Annotated in this window: 15 protein-coding genes and 2 tRNA genes; 6 read left to right on the top strand and 11 right to left on the bottom strand. The window is 65.8% G+C overall.

The features are described from left to right. Positions 1 to 2: 2 nt before the first annotated feature. From EPL00_RS01470 to EPL00_RS01420, 11 genes are all read right to left on the bottom strand, one after another. Positions 3 to 1412 carry a PQQ-dependent sugar dehydrogenase gene (locus tag EPL00_RS01470; RefSeq protein WP_135852175.1) on the bottom strand — a complete coding sequence of 470 codons (1410 nt, stop codon included), beginning with the start codon at positions 1410 to 1412 and terminating at the stop codon, positions 3 to 5. Positions 1413 to 1634: 222 nt separating this feature from the next. Then, on the bottom strand, positions 1635 to 2252 hold the full coding sequence (locus tag EPL00_RS01465) for a 30S ribosomal protein S7 (RefSeq protein WP_135852176.1): 618 nt from the start codon (positions 2250 to 2252) through the stop codon (positions 1635 to 1637). 2 nt (positions 2253 to 2254) lie between these two features. After that, positions 2255 to 2683 carry a 30S ribosomal protein S12 gene (locus EPL00_RS01460; RefSeq protein WP_115794757.1) on the bottom strand — a complete coding sequence of 143 codons (429 nt, stop codon included), beginning with the start codon at positions 2681 to 2683 and terminating at the stop codon, positions 2255 to 2257. A gap of 215 nt (positions 2684 to 2898) precedes the next feature. Next, positions 2899 to 4608, bottom strand: a complete 1710-nt coding sequence (locus tag EPL00_RS01455; RefSeq protein ID WP_135852177.1) for a pyrroloquinoline quinone-dependent dehydrogenase — start codon at positions 4606 to 4608, stop codon at positions 2899 to 2901. Next, positions 4605 to 5534, bottom strand: coding sequence for a hypothetical protein (locus tag EPL00_RS01450; RefSeq protein WP_135852178.1), 930 nt, complete (start codon positions 5532 to 5534; stop codon positions 4605 to 4607). The genes EPL00_RS01455 and EPL00_RS01450 overlap by 4 nt, the downstream gene beginning before the upstream one ends. A gap of 210 nt (positions 5535 to 5744) precedes the next feature. Then, the gene (locus EPL00_RS01445) at positions 5745 to 6179 is read right to left on the bottom strand and encodes a NusA-like transcription termination signal-binding factor (RefSeq protein WP_135852179.1); all 435 of its coding nucleotides are present in this window, start codon (positions 6177 to 6179) and stop codon (positions 5745 to 5747) included. 3 nt (positions 6180 to 6182) lie between these two features. Next, positions 6183 to 8849, bottom strand: a complete 2667-nt coding sequence (locus EPL00_RS01440) for a DNA-directed RNA polymerase subunit A'' (protein WP_135852180.1) — start codon at positions 8847 to 8849, stop codon at positions 6183 to 6185. 60 nt (positions 8850 to 8909) lie between these two features. After that, entirely contained in the window at positions 8910 to 11834 is a 2925-nt protein-coding gene (locus EPL00_RS01435; RefSeq protein WP_135852181.1) for a DNA-directed RNA polymerase subunit A', read from the bottom strand. Between the two features lies 1 nt (position 11835). Next, entirely contained in the window at positions 11836 to 13662 is a 1827-nt protein-coding gene (gene rpoB, locus EPL00_RS01430; protein ID WP_135852182.1) for a DNA-directed RNA polymerase subunit B, read from the bottom strand. Between the two features lies 1 nt (position 13663). Further along, on the bottom strand, positions 13664 to 15229 hold the full coding sequence (locus EPL00_RS01425; RefSeq protein WP_135852183.1) for a DNA-directed RNA polymerase subunit B'': 1566 nt from the start codon (positions 15227 to 15229) through the stop codon (positions 13664 to 13666). A 2-nt stretch (positions 15230 to 15231) separates the two neighbouring features. Continuing rightward, entirely contained in the window at positions 15232 to 15459 is a 228-nt protein-coding gene (locus EPL00_RS01420; protein ID WP_135852184.1) for a DNA-directed RNA polymerase subunit H, read from the bottom strand. A 301-nt stretch (positions 15460 to 15760) separates the two neighbouring features. Between EPL00_RS01420 and EPL00_RS01415 the strand changes: the two genes are divergently transcribed. From EPL00_RS01415 to EPL00_RS01390, 6 genes are all read left to right on the top strand, one after another. Further along, positions 15761 to 15833: transfer RNA gene (locus EPL00_RS01415), tRNA-Asp, on the top strand. Between the two features lie 280 nt (positions 15834 to 16113). Further along, positions 16114 to 16446 carry a group I intron-associated PD-(D/E)XK endonuclease gene (locus EPL00_RS01410; RefSeq protein ID WP_162224124.1) on the top strand — a complete coding sequence of 111 codons (333 nt, stop codon included), beginning with the start codon at positions 16114 to 16116 and terminating at the stop codon, positions 16444 to 16446. A 175-nt stretch (positions 16447 to 16621) separates the two neighbouring features. Beyond that, positions 16622 to 16694: transfer RNA gene (locus tag EPL00_RS01405), tRNA-Asp, on the top strand. Between the two features lie 388 nt (positions 16695 to 17082). Further along, positions 17083 to 19026 carry an MFS transporter gene (locus EPL00_RS01400; RefSeq protein ID WP_135852186.1) on the top strand — a complete coding sequence of 648 codons (1944 nt, stop codon included), beginning with the start codon at positions 17083 to 17085 and terminating at the stop codon, positions 19024 to 19026. Between the two features lie 154 nt (positions 19027 to 19180). Next, positions 19181 to 20794, top strand: coding sequence for an FtsZ/tubulin family protein (locus EPL00_RS01395; protein ID WP_135852187.1), 1614 nt, complete (start codon positions 19181 to 19183; stop codon positions 20792 to 20794). A gap of 1 nt (position 20795) precedes the next feature. Next, the gene (locus EPL00_RS01390) at positions 20796 to 22271 is read left to right on the top strand and encodes a hypothetical protein (protein WP_135852188.1); all 1476 of its coding nucleotides are present in this window, start codon (positions 20796 to 20798) and stop codon (positions 22269 to 22271) included. The last annotated feature ends 54 nt before the right edge of the window (positions 22272 to 22325 follow it).

The raw sequence follows: 22325 nt of genomic DNA, 5'->3' as shown, positions 1-22325 counted from the left end.
GTTCACTCGCGCTCGCCCGGCGTCAGTCTGACCAGCACGTCGTCGCGCTGGCGGGGGAACCGGTCGCCCTTCGGCCTGCCGTCGCGGTTCGAGGTGACGGCGTAGAGGAGACCGTCGGGTCCCTGTTCGACGTGGCGCACGCGACCCAGCACGTCGGTCAGCGTCCAGTGGGCGGTCGCGGCGTACTGCGAGTCCAGCCAGTCGGCGTCGAAGGCCATCCCGCGTTCGTCGCCGACTGCCGGGAGAGTCCGGGCCTCGTCGGCGAGCGTGACGACGTTGACCCGCTGGCCGATGAGCGACCCGAAGACCAGTCGGTTTCGCCACGCCGGAATCGCCTCGCCGGTGTAGAAGACGCCGCCAGCGGGACCCCACGACTCGGGCGTGTTGACCAGCGGGCGGCGGTAGTCGGTCCCGGCGTACTCCTCGCGCGTCCGGGCCTCGGGCCACCCGTAGTTCTCGCCGGGGACGAGGAGACTTACCTCGTCGTGGCCGTCCGGGCCGTGTTCGGTGACGACCGGGGTCGCGTCCGGGAGCCACGTGATGCACTGGGGGTTACGGTGGCCGTAGGTGTAGACTCGCGCGTCGGTCTCGTCGCCGGGTAGGTCGGGGTTGTCCGGCGCGGGGTCGCCGACCGCGTTCACGCGGAGAACTTTCCCCGCCAGCGACGAGGTGTCTTGGGCGAGGTCGCCGCGCCCGGCGTCGCCAGTCGTAACCCAGAGGTAGTTGTCGGGACCGAACGCGACGCGTCCGCCGTTGTGGACGCCGCCCGCCGGAATCCCGTCCACGACCACCCGGCCGGTGCTGGCGGGGTCGTCGGCGGTCACGTCGTACCTGACCACGCGGTTTACTTTCCCGTCGTCGGTCTCGGCGGTGAAGTAGACGAAGAGGTACGGCGCGGTCGGGTACTTCGGGTGGACGGCGACGCCGAGCATCCCGCCCTCGCCGCCCTCGAGGAACCACGTCTCCCAGTGAGGTTGGTCGTCGGGACCGGGAGCCATCGCCTCGGCGTCGATGACCGCGTCGGGGGTCGCGACCGTTTCGAGTCCGTCGCCGTCGAACCGCCGGACGCGGCCCGTGCGCTCGGTCAGGAACAGTTCGCCGTTCGGCGCGAACGCGAGGTCCCACGGAATCTCCAGATTCTCGACCAACACCTCGGGCGTCACCGACGCATCAAGGGGCGAGGTCCGAGGTGTCTCGTGTGAGGACTCCCACTCGGGGTCGTAGCGCGACCACTCGGCGGCGGTGTGGTTCAGTTCGTACTCGGGCCGCGAATCTCCTCGGGCGAGTTTGCCACAGCCAGCGAGTCCGGCGACTCCGGCGGCACCGGCGGCCGCGAGGAGTTCGCGTCGGGTCCGCCCGGTCCGTCCGTTCGACCGCGCCCGACGGGACCGTCGGGGAGCATCGGCGTCCATACTCGACCGTGATTTTAGGCCACCCTAAAAATATCGGTATTCGGTCGAAAGACCGACGCAGAACCTGTTAGATGGCCGAATTGACGGGGGGGAAGTTACGGGTATCGGTTCGGCCGACGCGTCGGACCACCGACCCGGACCGGGGACTCCGACCGTCGACTCGGACCGAAATTCCGGACAGTCGTCACTACCGAGGAGCGAAACCGAGAGGAGAGGACCGAGTTAGCGGGCCGCGGCCGCGACGCGCTCTTTCTCTTCTTTCTGGTTGATAGCGTAGGTCTGCACGTCGTAGTTGGCCGCGCCGACGAGTTGGCTGGCCAGCGCCTCGGAGGCGTCGGTCGAAGTCTTGAACGACGAACTCTGGACGCCCTCCGCGATGTACTTCAGGGCTTGGTCGACGCGGCGCTGGGGGGCCACGTCCACTGCCTTCGGGACCGAGATGCCACCGTACTTCAGGCGGACGGTCTCCTCGCGCGGGGCGGCGTTCTCGACGGCGGTGACCAGAACCTGTACCGGGTTCTCGTCGGTGCGGTCGTGAATCTTCTGGAACGCATCGCGCGTAATCTGCATCGCCTTCTGCTTCTTGCCGGTGTTCTCCTCGGTCTGCATCAGGCGGTTGATGAGACGCTCGACGATGGACACCTCGCTCTTCTGGAACTGCTTGGAGGCGTGGCGACCCATCGTGTGTGCGACCGGCGTGACCGTGATGTAGCGTTCGGTCGAGGGGTCCTCGTACTCGATGTTGGTGATGTCCCACTCGCCGAACAGTTCCGCGACGGCCGTTCCCTCTTCGTCCGTGCCCGCAGGTTTGTCGGGTTCGGGCTGGTCTTCTGCTGCCATGATTATCGCACCGGCTTCTCTGCGTTTCCGCGAACCAGTTCTTCGAGGCTCACGCCGTTGACTTTCTCTACCTTGTAGTTGACGCCCGAGAGGTCGCCCATCGCGCGACCCTTCGCGCCGCCGATGCCCGCGATGGTGACCTCGTCGTGTTCGTCGATGAACGAGATGGCACCGTCGCCGGGACAGAAGGCGGTGACCTGCTTACCGTTCTTGATAAGCTGGACTCGGACGCACTTCCGAATCGCGGAGTTGGGCTGTTTCGCTTCGATGCCCACTTTCTCCAGCACGATACCTCGGCCCTGCGGCGCGCCTTCGAGGGGGTCGGACTTCTCCCCGAGACCGCGCTCGCGTCGGGCGTAATCGGAGTCGGACCACCGGTGGTTCTGGCGGTCCTTCCTCAGCTTACGAGCCGCGTATTTACCGTTCGCCATATGGCGTGTGCTATCCGTCCGAGGTACTTAAGCCTCCCTCTTTAGAGCCGACGAAACCGTCGCACATCGCTGTAGCGGGGGCGATTACGGAATCTGAGCGCGTTTCAGCGAAACGATTTGCGCGCCGCTTAGGTTCGGTTCGGTCAGGAGAGTCGCTCGCAGTGAAAACCGGGGCGCGAGATATCGAACAGGCGACACCTATGCGGCCAGCGGGGCTACCGCTCCAGCGAGAACACCCCGACCGTGTTCCCGTCGCTGGCCGACCGCAGACCGCCGCCGCCCGCCTGCACCGCGACGTACTGCTTGCGGACGCCGGGGTCGTACCAACTCATCGGCGAGGAGTTGACCGCGGCGTCGAACTGGTACTGCCAGAGCCGGTCGCCGGTCGCCGAGTCGTAGGCGATGAACTCGCCGTCCCCGTTGCCGGTGAAGGTGAGGCCGGTCGCAGTACTCATCGACCCGCCCATGGCGAACTCCTCCCACTCGTCCTGCCAGACGACCTCGCCGCTCACCGGGTCGAGCGCCGAGAAGATGGCCTTCTGGCCGTTCCACTCGTCGGGTGCCGGGCCGGGGTCGTCCATCGCGGGATAGACGGTGAAACTCCCGCCCAGATACGTCGAGGGGTACTGCCACTCGTCTACCTCGTCCCACTGGAACTTGCTCGGGTAGTTCATCGCCTTGACGTGGACGTTGCCGGTCTCGCGGCTGTAGGAGGTCGGGTTCCACTCCGAACCGCCGTCGGCCGAAGGCATTATCCACGGCGTGTCTTCGAGGGTGTCCTGCGGGAGCGACCACATGTTGAGATGCTGGCTGAACTCGTCGCTGCGCTCGTGGAGTTTGCCGTCCTCGGCACCCAGCAGGTAGTTCCATCCGGTCTTCCCCGCGTGGCTGACGACTCGCTGGGTCTCGCCGTCCACCTCGGCGTCGAACAGGACCGGCGGTGCGGAGGCGTCCCAGTCCCACCAGCCGTGGGGACTCTCTTGGAAGTACCACTCCACGTCGCCCGACGAGGTGTCGAGCGCGAGGACGGCGGCGGTGTAGACGTTCGGCCCCGGCCGGACGATACCGTTCACGTCCGGTCCGGCGTTGCCCATGCTCGCGTAGAGGATGTCGCGCGACGAATCGACCGTGATCGTCATCCAGTTGGGGGCCGCGCCGTTTCGCCACGCGTCGCCTATCCACTGGTCCTGTGGCGTGGTCCACGTGCGCCACTCCCGTTCGCCCGACTCGGCGTCGATGGACTCGACGAATCCCCGAATCCCGTACTCGCCGCCCGCGCTCCCGTTGAGGATGCTCCCGTCGTAGACGACCGGTGCCCACGTCGCGGAGTAGCCCTGTCGCGTCGGCGCGGAGTCGTACAGCCACCGCTGTTCGCCGGTGTAGCGGTCGATGGCGACGACGTTCGCGTCCAGCGTCGTCATGTAGAGGGTGTCGCCCAAGACCGCGACTCCTCGGTTGTTCGACCCGCAACAGAGGAGCGCGGCCGCCTCGTCCGGTCCCTGCTCGGCGGGAGCGTACCGGTAGGTCCAGATAACTTCGCCCGAGCGGGCGTTGACCGCTCGGAGTTCGTCGGGACCGTTGGTCTGGTACATGACCGGCGGGTCCGAGGGGACGACGACCGGCGTCCCTTCGAGTTTCCCGCGGCCCGTCTCGCCGACCTCGATGGTGTACTCTAGCGAGAGCCTATCGACGTTCCGGGGCCGAATCGCGTCGGCGGTGGTGAACCGCTGTTGGGCGTAGTCACCGCCGTACATCAGCCAACTCTGCGGGTTCTCACCCGAGTCCCGAAGCATCTCGTCGGTGACGTTCAGTCGCGGAATCTCTTGGGCGCTCTGGCGGACCGTGGTCGGGCCGTCGGCGAGGTACTCGATGCGCAGTCCCTCGTCGGTCTCGCGGACTCTCGCGTGAGCCTCGTCGGTACTCATGCGGCGTCACCTCCCCGAGGAGCGCGCTCGGCGTCGGTCACCCTGAACAGGTCGGCCGCGATGGCCTCTTGGCCGCGAATCGCCACTGCGGAACCGCCAGCGAGTCCGGCCGCGAGTTGCTCGTCGGTCAACTCGCCCGGCCCGGCGAGGTCGCGGGCCGCCGAGACGAACAGGTGGGTCCCGGCGAGGATGCGTTTCGCGTCCCAGAGTCCGGTTTCGAGGAGGTCGTCGGTCAGGACGACCTCGCGCTGCCAGAGGTGTTGGTCGAGTTCGTCTATCCAGAGCAGGCCCCCGCCGAGCGCGCGCTGGTGGAGCGGAGCCACGTCGTCGGGGTCGTACCCCTCGGGGTCGGCGGGCAGACTCGCGGTCGTGACCCACTCCGCGAGGCGGTCGTTCTGGTTGACCGCGTCCACGACGACCGCGGTGCGCTCGCGCTCGTCGAGTCCGGCGTCGGCCAGCGCCGCGGTCAGGGGTTCGGCCCGGACCAACTCCGCGACGGTCGCGCGCACGTGGTCGGGCGAGAACTCCGGCAGGTGGCGCTCGGCCGCCGCGAACAGGCCCACTTCCGCGAGGTGGTCGTAGGCGTCCCACGCGGGTGCGGCGACCTCCTGATACGCGGTGCCGGGTTCGTCGGGGAACCCCGCGGCGCGGAGTTCCGGCAATCGGGCGACGCCCGCCTCGATGCCCGAGAGCGCGCCCGCGAGTCGGCCGCCGTCGAGACCGCCCGCGAGGTCGGCCCGGATACGCTCACCGTAGGTCGCCAGTTGCCCGGCGGACTCCTCGCCGACCGCGCCGCGTAAGTCCGACAGCGAGAGTTCCGATGCCGCGCCGACGCTCCCCGCGACGCCGAGGACCTTCAGGAAGTTGCGCCGGTCGCGCTCGTCTACGTCCGGTACGCCGTCCGCGAGTGTGCGATTGTCTGGCATGTTACCGTCCAGAGTCCACACGGGAAGTCGGGAAGTACTTGCCCTCGGGAACGACGGTTCGACGGCTAAAATTTCGGGAGCGTGGTTTCAACGAGAGGAGAGACCGCTTCGGCGGTCGGACCGACTGCTGGAGAAACCTCGATATTTCCAAAAGCAATCGCCATCTATCCGAAGTAACGGGAAAAGGGCCGCGGTGCGGACGGCGGTCCGCTACGTCAACTGGATGTCGTCGATGTCGTAGTGGCGCTTGGCCAGTTTCTCGGCGGCGGCGATGTTCCGACCGCCCTCGCCGATGGCGACGCCGGTGTCTTCCGAGTCCACCTCGGCGTAGGCGATCGTTTCGTCGTCCTCGCTGATGGTGACGTTGTACACCGCCGCGGGTGCCAAGGCGTTGGCGACGAACGCCTCGGGCGTGTCGGCGTCCTCGACCAACACGACCTCGCGGTCGAGTTGGGACTCGACCGCCCGGACCGTCTCGCCGCCCGACCCGATGGCCTTAGCCATGTCCCCGGCTTTCACGAGGAAGACGACGCGCTCGTCGCCGTCGTCCTCCTCGAAGACCACGCAGTCGCGGGCGGTCGCGCCCGTCTCGTCCTCGAAGAGGGCGATGAACTGCCGGGCCGTGTCCGAGAGCGTGACGACCATCGCTCAGTCCGAGGCCTCGGGTTCGCTACGCGACGTAGAACCCATCCGGAGGTCCACGTCGCCCGTCCCGAGTTTGATGGGCTTGCCGACGATGACGTTCTCGGTGACGCCGTTGAGGTCGTCCACTTCGCCGTGGATGGCGGCGTCCAGCAAGTGGTTGACCGTGACCTCGAACGCCGCACGCGCGAGGACCGACTCCTTGCTCCCGGAGATGCCGTGGCGACCGATGGACTCGATTTCGCCGCGGTTGGTCATGATGTCGGCGACCAACATCAGGTGGCGGATGTTCACGTCGTCCAGCCCCTGCTCTTCGAGGGTGTTCATGGTCTCCTCGATGATGGACTCGCGGGCCGCCTCGATGCCGAGGTTCTTGTGAATCTCGTGGATGTTGTTCGTCGTGGTCCGGGAGGCGTCGACGCCCTCGATTTCGATCACGTCGCCGAACGCCGACCCCTCGGTGTAGAGGACGAACTCCTCGCCGTCGTCGAGTTCCTCCTTTCGGATGACGACGCGCGTGATGTCTTCGATACCCTTGAACACGATGTCCCGGAGCTGTTCGACCAACTGGAGGAGGTCCCGATAGCTCGGCTGTTCCGGGCCGAACTCGATGACGGTCCCCTGCTGGTTGGTCTGGACGCCGAGTTCGTCCTCGATGATGCCCGCTATCTCGTCGGGGGCTATCATCCGCTCTTGGAGCGTGTCCTCGTTGAGGTCGATGGAGACGATCATGTCGGCGACGTTGGTCGAGATGTCACCGAGCGCCAGAATCCGGGTCGCCTCGATCTGCCAGACGACCTCGTGGGCCTTCTCGCGGTCGGTCGCGTACTCGTCTTCGAGGTGGACCGTCATCATCGGCGTGTCGGGGGTCTTCCGGGCGTCCACCAACTCGATGAGTCGGGGCAGACCCTGCGTCACGTCGATCTCCGCGACGCCCGCGTAGTGGAACGTGTTCATCGTGTTGTGAGTGACGACACCCGAAGCGGTGGTGAACGTCTCCAAACCTTCGACCGAGAAGTCGTAGACGTACTGGTGGTCACTCTCGACAGTCTCGATGGACTCGATTCGGTCCCAGACCACGTCGCCGGAGACCGCCTGTTCGAGGTCGTCCAGCGCGTCGGGTCGCTCGTCGGTCTCGCGCTCGACGCGAGCAACGAAGTCGGCGAGCGTCCGGCGACCGATTCGCTGTCGCTTCGTCGCGCTGTTGACCTGCCGCTGAGGGATTTCCGCCGCACTCGCGGCGTCTTCGAGCGCGTCGCCGAAGTTCGGAATCATGTCGGTCGCGTCGGGCCCGTCGCTCTCGACACTCGTCGCGAGTTCGGTCAGTTGCTCGCCGCGCTCGCCGACCATCCCGATTCGCTCCTCGAACGCCGGGACGTGTTTCTTCGGGAGGCGAAGCGTCTTCGAGTCGTCCTGTTCGCCGAGCGTAGCGTAGAGTCCGAAGCGAGCGAGGAGGAACGCGATTCCCTCGGTGAGTCGCTCGGAGGTCGAACTCGCTCGCACCGAGTTCTCGCCGACGTTGCCGTCGCCGCTGAAGTAGCCCGCGAGCAGGCCACGAACGAACTCGGGAGACGCGCCGAACGCGAATCCGGGGACGACCTTCTCACCGTCTTCGAGACAGGCCGCCTCTACGAAGTCGGCGAGAACTTTTCCGTTGACTCGAACGTCGTACCCGTCGGCGAAACCGCTCGTGTTCTCGTACTCGTTGACCGAGAGGTCGAACCGCTCGGCGAACGACCGGACGCGGTTCTGGAACGTCGCGTCCACGTTCGATACGGAGACGTAGTAGTCGGTCAGCGAGCCTTCGGCGAGCCACGCACCGACGAAGAATCCAGTCTCTTCGTCGAGCGGGAACTGTTCTGGGAGGCCCGTAGTCCCTTGGACCGGATAGACGGTGCGCTCGTCGAGGGTCCCGTCTTCGAGTGCCTGTCGTTTGTTCCGGACCTGCGCCTCGCCGCCGGGCTGTGCTTCGACACCGCCGTCTGCGAGCGTGGACGTGTACCAGTAGTCGCCAGCCGGAAGGAACTCCCGGAGGTCTACGGTGTCGCTACCGTCGCCGACTTGCAGGTCGCCGACGACCGGAAGCCAGTCACCTGCGTTGAGGTCGTCACCCGTCACGGGAACGACCTCGTTGTCTTGGCGGGTGACGAACGAGTGGGATTTCGTCGCTCGAATCGAGCGTCCGGATTCGAGTTCGAGTTCGAGCAGTTCGTCTGGCGTCTCGTGTCGGCTGATCTCCTCGACGGTCTTCCACGAGACTCGTTCGTCGTCGCGCAGGCTGACGACTTCGAGGTCGTCGGGCGCGAGCGCGACCTCGTGGTCGTCTACGCGCCGAGTCTCTCGACCCTCCATCAGGTCGTCCACGAGCGGGCCGATTTCCGTCGTGTCGGTCTCGCCGTTACGGCGAATCAAAACGCGCTCGTCGGCCGGAATCGACATCTGGGTTCCCGGCTCCCCGATACTCTGAGCCGAGACCGTCCCCACCGGGTCGAGCGGGTCGACGCGCGTGTCGAGATAGCGGTTCTCGGCGGCGCGGGCGATCTGGTCGGCCTGCTCGGCGGTGACGCCGTCGCGGGCTTCGACGGTGCTGTACACTTCGTCTTTCAGCCGTCGCGGGAGGTCGGTGTCCTCGACGACGGCCTCGATGTCCTCGGATACGTCGTATTCTGTCATGTGTGGCGTGGGCGTACGTTGGTCGTGGTGGGTCGTGTCGGTTGGAAAGCGATGGCGGCGTCAGTCGTCGCTCTGGGCCTGCCGAGCGTCGACGTGTTCCGAGAGGTTCGTCGGCGGCTTCTTCTCGCCGAGGAACTCCTGTCTGCGCTCGTCGCTGCCGAACTCCTCTTCGAGAACTCGGTCGGCGATCTGCTCAACGTCGATGTCGCCCTCGTCGTTCGAGGAGACTTTCACCGGACTGGTGCCGTCCTCGCCGAACTCGAACTGGACGATGGTGTCGGAGGTGTCCCGCACAGTGCCGTCGTACTGGGTTTCGAGTTCCGAGAGCGCGTTGATGAGACGGCGCTGGAGGTAGCCGGACTTGGAGGTACGGACTGCGGTGTCCACCAGCCCCTCGCGGCCACCCATCGCGTGGAAGAAGAACTCGCGGGGGTCGAGACCGCCGGTGTAGGAGTGTTCCACGAAGCCGTGGGCCTCCGCCGAGAGGTCGTCGGATTTGTAGTGGCTCAGCGTGCGGTCCTCGTAGCCGCGGTTGATGCGCTCGCCCCGAACCGCCTGCTGGCCGACACAGCCAGCCATCTGGGTCAGGTTGAGCATCGACCCACGTGCGCCGGACTCGGCCATGACCACGGCCGGGTTGTCGTCGGCGAAGTGATCCTCGGCGATGTCACCCGCGGAGTCACGCGCCTTGCTTAGCGTCTGCATGATCTTCATCTCCAGCGTCTCGTCCACCGTCCGGCCGGGCAGCGATTCGAGGTCGCCGTTCTGGTAGGTGTCGATAAGCTCCTCGACGCGGTCGTAGGCGTTGTCGATGGCCTCGTCGATGCGGTTCTGAGCTTCCGGCGGAACCGACTCGTCGTCGATACCGATGGAGAACCCGAAGTGCATGATCGACCGCATCGCCAGCGCCGCGACCTCGTTGATGAAGATGCGCGAGCGCGTGTTGCCGTAGACCTTCGTGATGGTGTCCACGATTTCGCCGCCGAACTCGCCCACCTCGTCCTCGGCGATGGTCCCCTGCACGAGTTGGCCGTCCTCGACGATTACGTCCTCGCCGACCGTGCCGGTGAACTCCAAGTTCAGGTCGCTCGGGAGGAGTTCCGAGAAGATGTCTCGACCCGTCCAGTAGGGCGAGCCGTCGTCTTCGGTGCCCGACGGTTCGGGCAACTCGTCGATGCGAGTCGCCCGGAGGAGGTCGAGCGCCTGCGTCTCGTTGAAGTGGGGGTTCTCGTTGGTCAGGAGGTACATCCCGGAGATGTGGTCCTGAATCGCCCCGATGATGTTCTCGCCGAAGCGCGGCGAGAGAATCTGTTCCTGCACGCGCATGAGGACGCGGGCCTCCGCGCGGGCCTCCTCGTTCTGCAGGGCGTGCATGTTCATCTCGTCGCCGTCGAAGTCGGCGTTGTACGGCGGACAGACGACGGTGTTGAGCCGGAAGGTCTTGTACGGCATCACGACCACTTCGTGGGCCATGATGGACATCCGGTGGAGCGACGGCTGGCGGTTGAAGATGACGATGTCGCCGTCGACCATGTGGCGGTTGACCTCCCACCCGGCCTCGACCTTCGTCGCTAGCTCCTCGCAGTTCTTCTCAGTCACCTTGAGGCGTCGGCCGTCGGGTCGCTTGACGTAGTTCGCGCCGGGGTGGCCCTCCGGGCCGTTGGCGACGTAGCGGCGGGCCTCGTCCCTGTTGCGCTCGGTGACGTTCATCGTCTGGGTCATCTCGCGGGCCACGCGCTCGGGGACGCCGACCTCGTTGAGCGAGAGGGTCGGGTCCGGCGAGATGACGGTCCGCGCCGAGAAGTTCACGCGCTTGCCGGAGAGGCTTCCCCGGAAGCGACCTTCCTTACCCTTCAGGCGCTGAGAGAGGGTCTTGAGCGGTCGGCCCGAACGGTGTCGGGCGGGCGGCGTCCCCGAAATCTCGTTGTCCATGAAGGTGGTGACGTGGTACTGAAGCAGTTCCCAGAGGTCCTCGATGATGAGTTGGGGCGCACCAGCCTCGCGGTTCTCCATGAACCGCTGGTTGATGCGGATGATGTCCACCAGCTTGTGAGTCAGGTCGTCCTCGGAGCGCTGGCCGTTGTCGAGCGTGATGGACGGACGGGCGGTCACGGGCGGCACCGGAAGGACCGTCAGAATCATCCACTCCGGACGGGAGCGCTCGGAGTTGATGCCGAGCGTCTCCACGTCTTGGTCCGGGATGTCCTCGAACCAGTCGCGGATGTCGCTGGGCATCAGCTTGTTCATGTCCTCTTCGGTCAGATCGAGGTCCAGCGCCTTCTCGATGGCCTTCCGGTCGTCCTCGCGGGGCCGGAACTCCCCGGACATGATCTCGTTGATGCGGTCGAGGTCGATGTCGGTCTGCTCGGCGAGTTCTTGCGGAGCCATCGGTTCGCGCTCATCCTCGCCGTCCTCGCTCTTGCCCTGCATCGCGGCGGCAATCTGTTCGGAGTACTCCGACGTGAGGACCTGCTGGACCTCGTAGTAGGTCGTGGGCTTCTCGTGGTTGATGTCGTACTGGACCTCGCCGCAGTAGGGACACCGGTCCTTTTTACGGGCCTCTCGAATCGCGGATTTGGTCACGTCCGTGAGGTCGTTGCCCAGTTCGCGGGTCCGGGTGAGTTTGCTCTCGTACTTCTCTTTCTCCTCGTCGGTGAGCAGGAGTCGCGAGCAGTTCCGACAAGTCCCGCGCAGGAGCCGTCGGATGAGCTTCGTGAACCCGACGTGGATGACCGGCGCGGCGAGTTCGATGTGACCGAAGTGGCCGTTACACGACCCCGAGTGCTTGCCGCAGGTCTTGCACTCCAGACCGGGGTCGATGACGCCCAGTCGCGGGTCCATCAGCCCCATGTCGATGGGGAAGCCGTCGTCGTCGTAGGTGTCGGCGGTGATAATCTTGGTCGCCGACATCTCGCGGTACTCCTCGGGGTCCATCAGCCCGAAGCTGATCTCGCCGATCTCTTTGGGTGTTTGTCCTGTTGACATGTTAGACTGCGTCCTCCAGTTCGAGTCGCGGGGCGATGCCCAGCGCCTTCATCTCGTCCAGCAGTAGCTTGAACGCGTAGGACATCTCTATCTCGTGGATGTCGGTCTCCTCGTCGCAGTTCGGACAGTAGACGCGGTTCTGCTCGACGTTCTCGACCGCACTCATGCCACAGTTGGCACAGACGTAGATCCACTCGCGGTCCGATTCGTCCAGCAGTCGTTCCTTCAGGGTGAGGGCGGCACCGTGCCCGATGAGCACGTCCCGCTCCATCTCCCCGACGCGCAGGCCACCCTCGCGGGCGCGACCCTCGGTCGGCTGGCGCGTCAGCACCTGCACCGGGCCGCGCGAGCGAGCGTGGAGCTTGTTCGACACCATGTGGTAGAGCTTCTGGTAGAAAATGGTGCCAATGAAGATTTCGGCCTCGATCTTCTCTCCGGTGATTCCGGAGTACATGATCTCCTTGCCGGAGGACTTGAAGCCCTGCTCTTCGAGTCCGCCGCGGAGTTCCTCCTCGTCCTCACCCGTGAACGGCGTGCCGTCCACGCGCCGCCCTTCGAGGGCACCGACCTTCCCGCCGATCATCTCCAGCACGTGGCCGACCGTCATCCGGGACGGCAGGGCGTGGGGGTTGATGATGAGGTCCGGAACGACGCCCTGCTCGGTGAAGGGCATGTCTTCCTGCGGTGCGATGTGGCCGACGACACCCTTCTGGCCGTGCCGGGACGCGAACTTGTCGCCGAGTTCCGGGATGCGCTCGTCGCGCACCGAGACCTTCGAGAGCTTCGAGCCGTCCTCGCCCTCCATCAGGGTCACGGTGTCCACGATGCCCGACTCACCGGAGCGCATCGTGACCGAGGTCTCCCGGCGCTTCTGGGGCGAGAGGCCTCCCATGTCGTCGGGTTCTTCGAGGAACCGGGGCGGACTGGTCTTGCCCAGCAGAACCGAGTTCTCGTCTACTCTGGTCTCGGGGTTGACCAGCCCGTCGTCGTCCAAGTGGGTGTAAGCGTCTTCGCCGCGCGCGCCGCGCACGTCGTCGCTCGGAATCTCGAAGCGGTCCTCCTGACCGCCGGGGTAGCGTCGCTCCTCGCCCTCGTAGGTCCGGAAGAAGTGCGAGCGAGCCAGCGCGCGGTCCACGGAGCCGCCGTTGAGGACGAGCGCGTCCTCGATGTTGAAGCCCTCGTAGGACATGACCGCGACCGTGAAGTTCTGGGCGGCCGGGCGGTCGTCGTACCCGATCTGCTCGGTGGTCTGGGTCTTGACCATCGAAAGCTGCGGGTAGTGAAGCAGGTGTTGGCGGGTGTCGGGCCGGATGCGGTAGTTCGCCGCGGGAAGCCCGAGCGACTGCTTGATCATCCCCGACCCCATCGTAATCCGAGGCGAGGCGTTGTGTTCGGGGTAGGGCACCATGCCCGCACCGATACCGAAGATGAGCTGCGGGTCCACTTCGAGGTGGGTGTGGTCCTCGGTGAGGTCGTCTTCGTCCACCGCGACGTAGATGTCCTCTTCCTCCTCGGCGTCGATGAACTCGACCTTACCGCGTTCCACGAGGTCGTCGAAGTCCAAGTCGCCGTTCTCGACGGCGGCGATTTCCTCCTCGGTGACGAGGGGTTCGCCGTCCTCGATGACCAGCAGGGGCCGCCGGGCGCGCCCCGCGTCGGCGTTGATGATGACCTCGCGGGTCCGCTCTTTAACCGAGACGTTGACCATCTCGCTCACGTCGCCGCGGCGACGCGCGTGGCGGACCTGTTCTGCGAGCTGTTCCGGGTCGGGATGGGTCCCGACCAGACTACCGTTCACGTATACTTTCGCTTCTCGTCCCTGACTCATGTTAGTCGTCTGCGCTTGCAGTTGGTTCGACGCCTTCGATACCGGGGATGCCTTCGACACCCATCGACGCCAGTTCTCGTTTCAGTCCCTGTTCGTTCTCGATGTTCTGGGAGAGTTCCATCGCCTGCGCGAAGTTCTTCACCAGCCCACAGTTCGGTCCCTCCGGGGTCTCGGAGGGACAGATGCGACCCCACTGGGTCGCGTGCAGGTCCCGCGCCTCGAAGTGAGGCTGGCTCCGCGACAGCGGCGAGCGAAGTCGCCGAAGGTGCGAAAGGACCCCCATGAAGTCCGTGCGGTCCACCAGTTGGGAGACACCCGAGCGACCACCGACCCAGTTCCCGGTCGCAATCGGGTGTTCGAGTCGCTCGGTCAGCACGTCCGACCGAACCACGGTGTTGACCGACAGTTGGCGGTTGCGCATGTTGGCCCGCTCCAACTGGTACTTCACGTCCCGAGCCAGCTTGTTCAGCGCGGTCCGGAAGAGGTCTTTCATCAGGTCGCCGCTGACCTTCAGGCGCTTGTTGGCGTAGTGGTCCTTGTCGTCGGGTTCGCGCCGGTCGAGGGCCAACTCGAAGCAGGCCTCGGCCATCCGACAGAGGTAGTACGCCTTGTTGATGCGCACGTCCTCCTCCTCGACGCCCTCCTCGTGGAGGTGGGGCAGGAGGTAGCGGTCGATGACGTAGTTGGCGCGCTTGAGCTGGTAGTTCTTGCCCTGCCCGGAGGCGACGCGCTTACCCAGTGACTCGATGGCCTCCTCCTCGGTCTGGACCTCCGCCTCTTCGAGGTTCTCCAGCATGAACTTCACGACCTCGGGGTCGTCGGAGACGCGGTGAACGATCTCCTCGTCGGATTCGAGGCCGAGCGCCCGGACCAGCGTCACAAAGTTGACGCTCCCCGAGACGGAGGGGAACGACACTTCCAACAGGCCGTCGCGGGTCCGCTCGACCAGCACGAGCGCGCGGTAGCCACGACGCTGGCTGAACGTCTTGGCGACCTGAATCTCGTCGCCGTACTTGGTGTCGTACTCCGCGAGAATCTTGTTCGGCGCGAGGTCCTCGCTCGTCATCAGGACGCGCTCGGAGCCGTTGACGATGAAGTAGCCGCCGGGGTCGGCGGGGTCCTCGCCGATCTCGATGAGTTCGTCGTCCGAGAAGCCCGCGATGTTACACTTCTCGGAGCCGACCATGATGGGCATCCGCCCCACCTTGGTCTCCGTCGAGTCCACGACGCGTTCGTCCTCGCCCTCGCCCTTGACGATGGACATCTCCATGAAGACGGGCGCGGCGTAGGTAATGTTCCGGAGGCGGGCTTCTTGGGGGTAGAGGAGTTCCTCGCTCCCGTCCGCCTCACGCACGCGCGGAGTGACGATGCGAACGTCACCCAACTCGACGTGGACTGGTTCCTCGTCTTCCTTGTCGCCGATGTCGGTGTCGACGGTACCCTTCTCGTCGACGACCTGCTGCATGCCGCGACTCAGGAAGCTGTTGAACGAGCGGTAGTGGTGTTCTGCGAGCCGTTCCTTCGAGAAGTACTCTCGGGAAATCTCGCGTCGGTCTTCTCTGTTCATTATTATTCTACGACGAGTCGGTATATGGTCGCGGTGTCTGTCGTTCGGGAGTCGCGCACGATCTTGATCACGTCGCCGACCTCCGCGTCGTCGGGGAGCGCGGGGTCGGTCCGTTTTATCTTCGGCAAGTCGGTCGATTTGATGTCGTACTCTTCTAACACGCCGTCTAACTCCTCGTCGTCGACGACGCTGTGGTCCGGAACCATGTCGTGTTGGCTTACGTCTACCATGTGTGGCGATGGGTTGTCTGCGCAGAGGGAGAAATGGCTATCACGAGATACTACAGGGCATTACACAGGGAATTCATTTAAGGCTTGCTAAGTAGCTCTCGGACCGCTAGCTGTTCGACCCCACTACCCCCAACCGAGGAGGGTGCCTACGATTGTCACCCACTCCGTCGAGATATAAATTGTTTGCGGCGAGGAGCATCCGCGCAGAACGGAAGCCGACGACACCGAGAGGGAGTCCCGTACCGGAGTCGTTTGAGAAGCCTTAAGTCTAACCGGGGACAACGAAGGAATGCACTCGGAAGCCCGGGTGGTGTAGTGGCCCATCATACGACCCTGTCACGGTCGTGACGCGGGTTCAAATCCCGCCTCGGGCGCTTTCTCCGACGAACCAACTTCCGAGCAGTGATTTCTCTTGCTTCGTCGTGACTCGGAAACGGTCGATTAGAGGGATTTGAACCCTGTCAGTCGCACGCCCGGAACGGCCGTAGGCCGCACGCCCGGACCGTCTGACTCCGGTTCAAATCCCGCCTCGGGCGCTTTCTGCCGACGAACTAATCGTGGAGCGGTGCGTCTCCTCGCTTCGAGTGGTCGATTCGTTGTTCTCCGAGATGACCCGTCCGTTAAATACGATGACGGCACATCTTGTAGCGACTCGTGAATCCATCACGCAGAGGAGACGAGACGGAAGCGACGCTTCTCGGGCGACTAATGGCCGCCGGAGTCTCCGTGTCGGTCCCCTTCGGAGACAGCGACCGCTACGACCTCGTCGTAGACGACGGAACCCGGCGCTACCGCGTCCAGTGCAAGACGAGGAGTCGAATCGACGGCACGGTCCGGTTCAATCTCTACTCCTCGACCACGAACTCCGACGGTCGAATCGACGCCGACTACACCGCGGACGAAATCGACGCGTACGCCGTCTACTCGCCCGATACGGACACCGCGTACTGGGTCCCCATCGAGGAGACGGGAAGCGGCGAGATGTGACTACGGGTCGAGGAACCCAATCCGAAGGCCCCGAAATCGAGGATTAACTGGGCGAACGAGTACGAGATGTCCGAACGGTTCGAGTAGCCCGCCCACGTGCGGCAGATTTTACCAATGGGCGACGAAACCGATACCCATTAATAAGCGCGGCAGAAAAGAGGAAATGCACTCGGAAGCCCGGGTGGTGTAGTGGCCCATCATACGACCCTGTCACGGTCGTGACGCGGGTTCAAATCCCGCCTCGGGCGCTTTCTGCCGACGAACTAACGGGCGAGCAACTGCTCTCTTCGCTTCGTCGTGACTCGGAAACGGTCGATTAGATGGAGTTGAACCCTATCAGTCGCACGCCCGGACCGTCTGACTCCGGTTCAAATCCCGCCTCGGGCGCTTTCTATCGACGCTACCTCACGACCGAGGAGTCCCGTCTCTCCTCGACCGGAGAACGCCGCCAGCCAGAGCGGTCGGTGCGGCGAGTCCCGACCCGGCGGCGAGCGAGGCGACTCGAACGTACGTCTCCGTCGAGACCAGTCTCTTCAGGTAGCTTTCAGGACTGACCGACTCCGGCGCTGTCTCGCCATTTTCCGCATCTGTAGCAAGGGTAAACGTTTTGAAACCCCCCTGTGAGATATGTAGGTGATGGCTACAGGTCGTGAAACGAAAGCGACGCTCGCGGCGTGGGGGCTCGCAGGGGTACCGATACTTGCGACGTTCGTGCAGACGACGTTGGCGATGGTAGAGACGACGCTCGGGTCGGCGGGACTCGGCGGTGTCCAAGGCGCGATTCGGTCGGTCGCGGTGTTCGACGCCGCCGCCGTGTTGATGTGGCAGAGTCCGACGCTCGTGTTCGGCCTCTTTATCCTCATCGCGGGCGCGTGGGGCGCGCAGGGCGTCGCCCAGTTCCGACGGCGCAACCGGGACGTGACCTTCGCGGCCGCCGGACTCGTCTCGGTCCTCTTCTTCGCGCTCTTCTTCGGCGTCTACGCGCCGATGTTCGGCATGGAGGTGCCGACGGTGCAGGTCGTCGGCTTCTTCGCAGTGCCGGTGGTGGCCTCGGGCGCGGCCATCGGGGCCGCCCTTCGTCACGACTGGGACGAGCAGGTAGTCGAGGAGAAGTCGGCCGAACTCGCCGAAGTGACCGCGGAGCTGGACGAGAAGCGCGAGGAGTTCGAGGAAACCTACCGGCGGCGAATCGGCGACCTCGACGCGCTCTCGGAAGTCGCGCCGACCGGCGTCGAGCGCGCGAAGGACTCTCGCCGGGAATTCCGCCGCGAGTGCGACGACATCGCGGAGGACCTCGACGCCGCCGAGCGCCAGTCGGCCGACCGGCTTCGTGCGGACGCGGCCGCGCTCCGGAGTCGCGTGGACGCGCTCGACCCGGCGGCCGAAGTCGAGCGAATCGACGACGAACTCCGCGAGCGGGTCGCCTCGGGCGTGACGACCACCTACGGCACCGTCCAGTGCTGGTCGCGGTACGACCGAGCCTACGAACTCGTGAACTTGCCGAGTCGCTTCCGCGAGGTAGACGTGCCCGCGTTCGACGCGTCGGTCCACCTCGACCGCGTGAGCGACGTGCTGTCGAACCACGTCGAGGAGGGCGACGACCTCCAGACGGTCGGCGCGGCCGTCGGGCAGGTGGACGACCACGTCGAGCGAATCGAGGCCCACGTCGGCGAGCGCGAGGCCGCGTTCGCCGAGACGGCCGAGGCGGCCGAGGCGGACCTCGAAACGGTCGAGAACAAGACCGAGCGGTTCGAGGGGCAGGTCGCCGACCGACTCGCCGAGGTGGCAATCGAAGGGCGTCACGACGACCTCCCGAGCGTCCGGAACGTCCGCTCGGAACTCGACGCGGGGAAAGACGACCTCCACGACTGTCGGTTCGACGACGCCGAGCGCCGGGTGGAGTCGGCCGCGGCCGACGCGGGCGAACTCGTGACGCTCGTGGAGTTCCTGTGGAGCGTGGTCGGGACCATCGACCACGGCGGCGAGCGCGTCTCGCTCCCGAGCGGCGTAGACGAGGAGCTAGTCGCGGAACTCCGACCGGCGTTCGAGCGCGACTACGACGTGGAGTTCCGGGTCGAAGACGGCGCGGTGTCGCTCACCTACCCCGAGGAGCCAGCGACTGCCGGGAGCGACGCCGCTCGCGCCGCGTCCGGTTCCGGGTCGGTCGGGGCTGTCGAGAGCCGCGGCGACGGCCGGGAGGCAGAGAGTCGAGAGGCAGGGAGTCGAGACGCGAGCGGCCGGGACGCCGACGACAGCCGCGACCGGCGGGACGAGCGGGCACGCCCCGAGGAGATAATCGACTCGGTGCTGTTCGTCCTCCGAGAGCTGAAGAACGCCGGACGCGAGACCGACGCCGACCGGGCACAGCTCCAGACCGACGACCTCCCCGAGAGCGTCGCCACGCCCACGGTGCTGAATCGCTTGGAGCAGTTCGCCGAGCGCCAGACGGACGTGGTCGCAGAGTTCGACGTGCAGGAGGGCGCGCCGCCGGGATTCGTAGAGTTAGTGCCGAAAGACGGGACCTCGACCGACCGGGCGATAGACGCGCTCCACGAGCGGTATCAGGAGCAGTACGCGTGAGTCTCGCGACGGCGGACGAGCGACCGACGACGGACGTGACGGGCGAGCGACCGACGGCAGGAGAGCGAGCGGTGGCAGGAAAGCGACCGACGGCAGGAGACCGGCGCACGGTACGAGAGCGACAGACAGCGGGAGACAGACGCGAGCGACAACAATGACAAAGTGCAGAATCTGCTTTCAGACGGAGACCGAATGGGACGAAGACAGCCTCGACGAACACCTCCTCGGCTCGCACGCCGCGGACGAAACGTCGGTCCGGGCGGTGTACAGCGACCGGTACGACCGACTGTTCGAGGAGGGCGAACCCGCGGACCTCGGCGACGAGGACGACTCGGAACCGGACGACTCCGGGTCCGTCGATCGGATAGGGACCCCGATGGACGACGGTCCCGCGATGGACGACGACCTGCTGGACTCGGCGTACGGCAAGAAGTGGTACATGATCGGCGTCGGCGGCGCGGGCAACAACATCATGGACGCCATCCTACTCCGAAAAAACACCTTGGAGCGCAACAACGAGGAGCGAGCGATGGTGTGGCGCGGCGGCCTCGCCGGGTACGGGATGCTCAACACCAACATCGCCGAGTTGGAGCAGACCTACTACGCCCAAGAACTCAAGCAGTACAGCCGTAACGACCTGTTACCCAACGCCATCATCGGGTTCGGCGTGCAGGACTACTCCGGGATGGGTCGGCGTTGGGACCTCGGCGAGAAGGTCGTCCGGGCCGACTTCGAGGAGGGCAACCCCTTCCGGGACCGCTGGGACATGGACCCCCAAGACATCCGGGACGCCCAAGCTATCATGTTCGTCCACAGCGTCACCAAGGGGACCGGGTGCGGTTCGACCCCGCCGCTGGCCGAGAAAGTCCGTGAGGAGGTCCTCTCGGACGACTACGTCATCGACAAGGCCCTGCTGAGTTCGGTCGTCATCCCCTCGGCGGAGGACAAGTTCGGCGGACGAGCGCGGACCAACGGCGCGGTCGGACTGGCGCGCATCTCCCAGACGGCCGACGCCATCATCCCGTTCAACAACGAGCGACTGCAGGACGTGCAGGGCGACGTGAAGCCCCGCATCGACGGCATCGAGAAGTACAACCCGCCCCAGTACACCGAACTCAACAAGCCGCTGGTCGCGTACTTGGAGGCGTTCACCATGTCCTCGACGCCCCAAATCGTGGATCAGGACGCCACGATGTCGATTCAGGGCGAGGTGTTCGACGTGTCCGACAGCTTCCGGCCGGTCGAGGACAAGTATCCGCTGGACATCGACCGCGAGTACACCCCTGCGGTCATTCTCGCGCCGGTTCTCGGGCGGTCGCGCGACGCAAAGCTCGACAAGTCGTCGCTCGAAATCATGGTCCGAAACACCCTGTTCCAAAACCGGCTCTCGGACTTCGACCCGACGACCGCGTGGGGTGGTACCTTCATCGTCTACGGCCCCGAGGAGAAGATGGAGCAAGTCTCGCCCTACGTCAACGACAACACGCTCAGGGAGATAATCGGCGGCGACGAGTTCCTGAACGTCGACGACGTGAGCAGTGCCGGGTCCATCGACATCCACGTCAGCCAGATGGTCATCCCGTATCTGGACGACGTGTACCTCTGGGGTGCCCTCTGGAACCCCCGGATGCCGTCGCTCGAAGCGATGTACGACCACGCCAAGCAACTCAAAGAGGAGGGCAACAACCAGCAGGCCGAAAACCTCCGGGACATCTGGCACCTCGTGGACCCGCTGTTCTCGTGTCTCGGCCGGGAGAACATGGCCTGACATGCAGACGCTCGTTCCCCTCGGCGGCCTCGCGGTAGCCGGAACCGTCTGTTCGCTGGCCGCGCTCGGGGTGGCCGGGTTCTTCGGTCGCGGCTCCGACGACGAGGACGACCTCGCCGACATCGCGCGGCGACTCGACGCCCGCGAGGACCCCGACGCGATAGCCCGGCGACTCGACGACCTCGAAGCCGCGCTCGACGACCTCGCGGGCGACGCCGACCTCGACCGTCACCTCCGGGACCCGCCCGCCGTGGACGCCACGAGCGTCGAGAAGGCCGAGGCGCTCGCTCGCGCGGTCGAGGGTGACAGGCTCTCGGTTCGCCCGCCCCGGACCGGCGATTCGGACGCGGACGGCGCGGTCGCAACTGCGGCGACCGGACTCCAGCGCGACCGGACGCCCTCGTCGCCCGCGGCCCGCCGACTGCTGGACGCCGTAGCCGCGCCCGACCGAGCGGACCCCGACGAACTCGAAGCCGCGTTGGAGCGTGCGGTGGCGGCGCTCGACCGCCAGCGGGCGCTCGAACGCGCGGTGAGCGAAGTCCCCGACGACAGAGCCGTCACGCCCGGCGACGCCCGGCGCGCCGCGGACCACCTCGACCGCGCGGACGGCGACGTGGCGGCGGGCCTCCGGCAGTTGGTCGAGGAGGTCGCGGCGGCCGACGAGAACGACGAAAGCGACGCCAGCGACGAGAGCGGGAGCGACGAACGCGACGACGAGGGCGTCCAGTCGGTCGCGGCCGCGGTCCGCCGGGAACAGCGCCCCGAGAGCGCGGTCGCCAAGCGGATGCTCGACCGCCTCGCCTCGCCGGGCATCGGCGACCTCCGGGCCGCGCTCGACACCGCGGTCGAGCAGTTGGACGCCGCCTCCACGACCCAGAGCATCGTGGCGGAGTTGGACCCCGAGGAGGTCGCCGAGTTGGCTGATAGCGTGGCCGACCGACTCGACGGGCGGTCGGGACCGGTCGCGGACGCGCTGGACGAGCGGGTCGGCGACCTCCGCGGGATGGCCGACCGGGCCGACGACTCGAACGCGGTCATCCCCTACGCGGTCCGCAACGAACTCCGATTCTACGACCGGACCCTCCTCGACCGACTCGACGAATCGAGCGGGAGTGTCGGCGAGACCGGTGGGGACGGGATGTTCGGCGACGACGCGTTCGGCGACGGCGCGGACACGGACGAGGGCGCGAACGAATCGGGGACCGGGGCCGACGAGCGCATCGCGTCGGTGGCCGACCGCCGCGAGGAGTTCGAGGACCGCTACGTGGACGGGCGCAGGGACCACAACCACAGCATCCCACTGCACTTCCTCTCGCTGGTGGACGCGCTCCGCGAGGACGCCGAGGAGGCCGCGTCGGTCGGCGACGACGCCCGAGCGACCGGACTCGCCGCGGCGGCCGACGAGACGCTCGACCACGTGGAGAAGCTCTACGAGCGAAACGAGTACAGCGTGATGCTCCGACGACTTCGGGGGTAGGTGACCGGCGGCCGACCTATCGTCGGCCTTCCATGCTAGAAGCGTAACCGCGCA

Origin of the sequence: Halorussus salinus, assembly GCF_004765815.2 — an archaeon.
GTDB lineage: Archaea > Halobacteriota > Halobacteria > Halobacteriales > Haladaptataceae > Halorussus > Halorussus salinus.
This window is presented reverse-complemented; position numbering and strand designations above follow the sequence as displayed.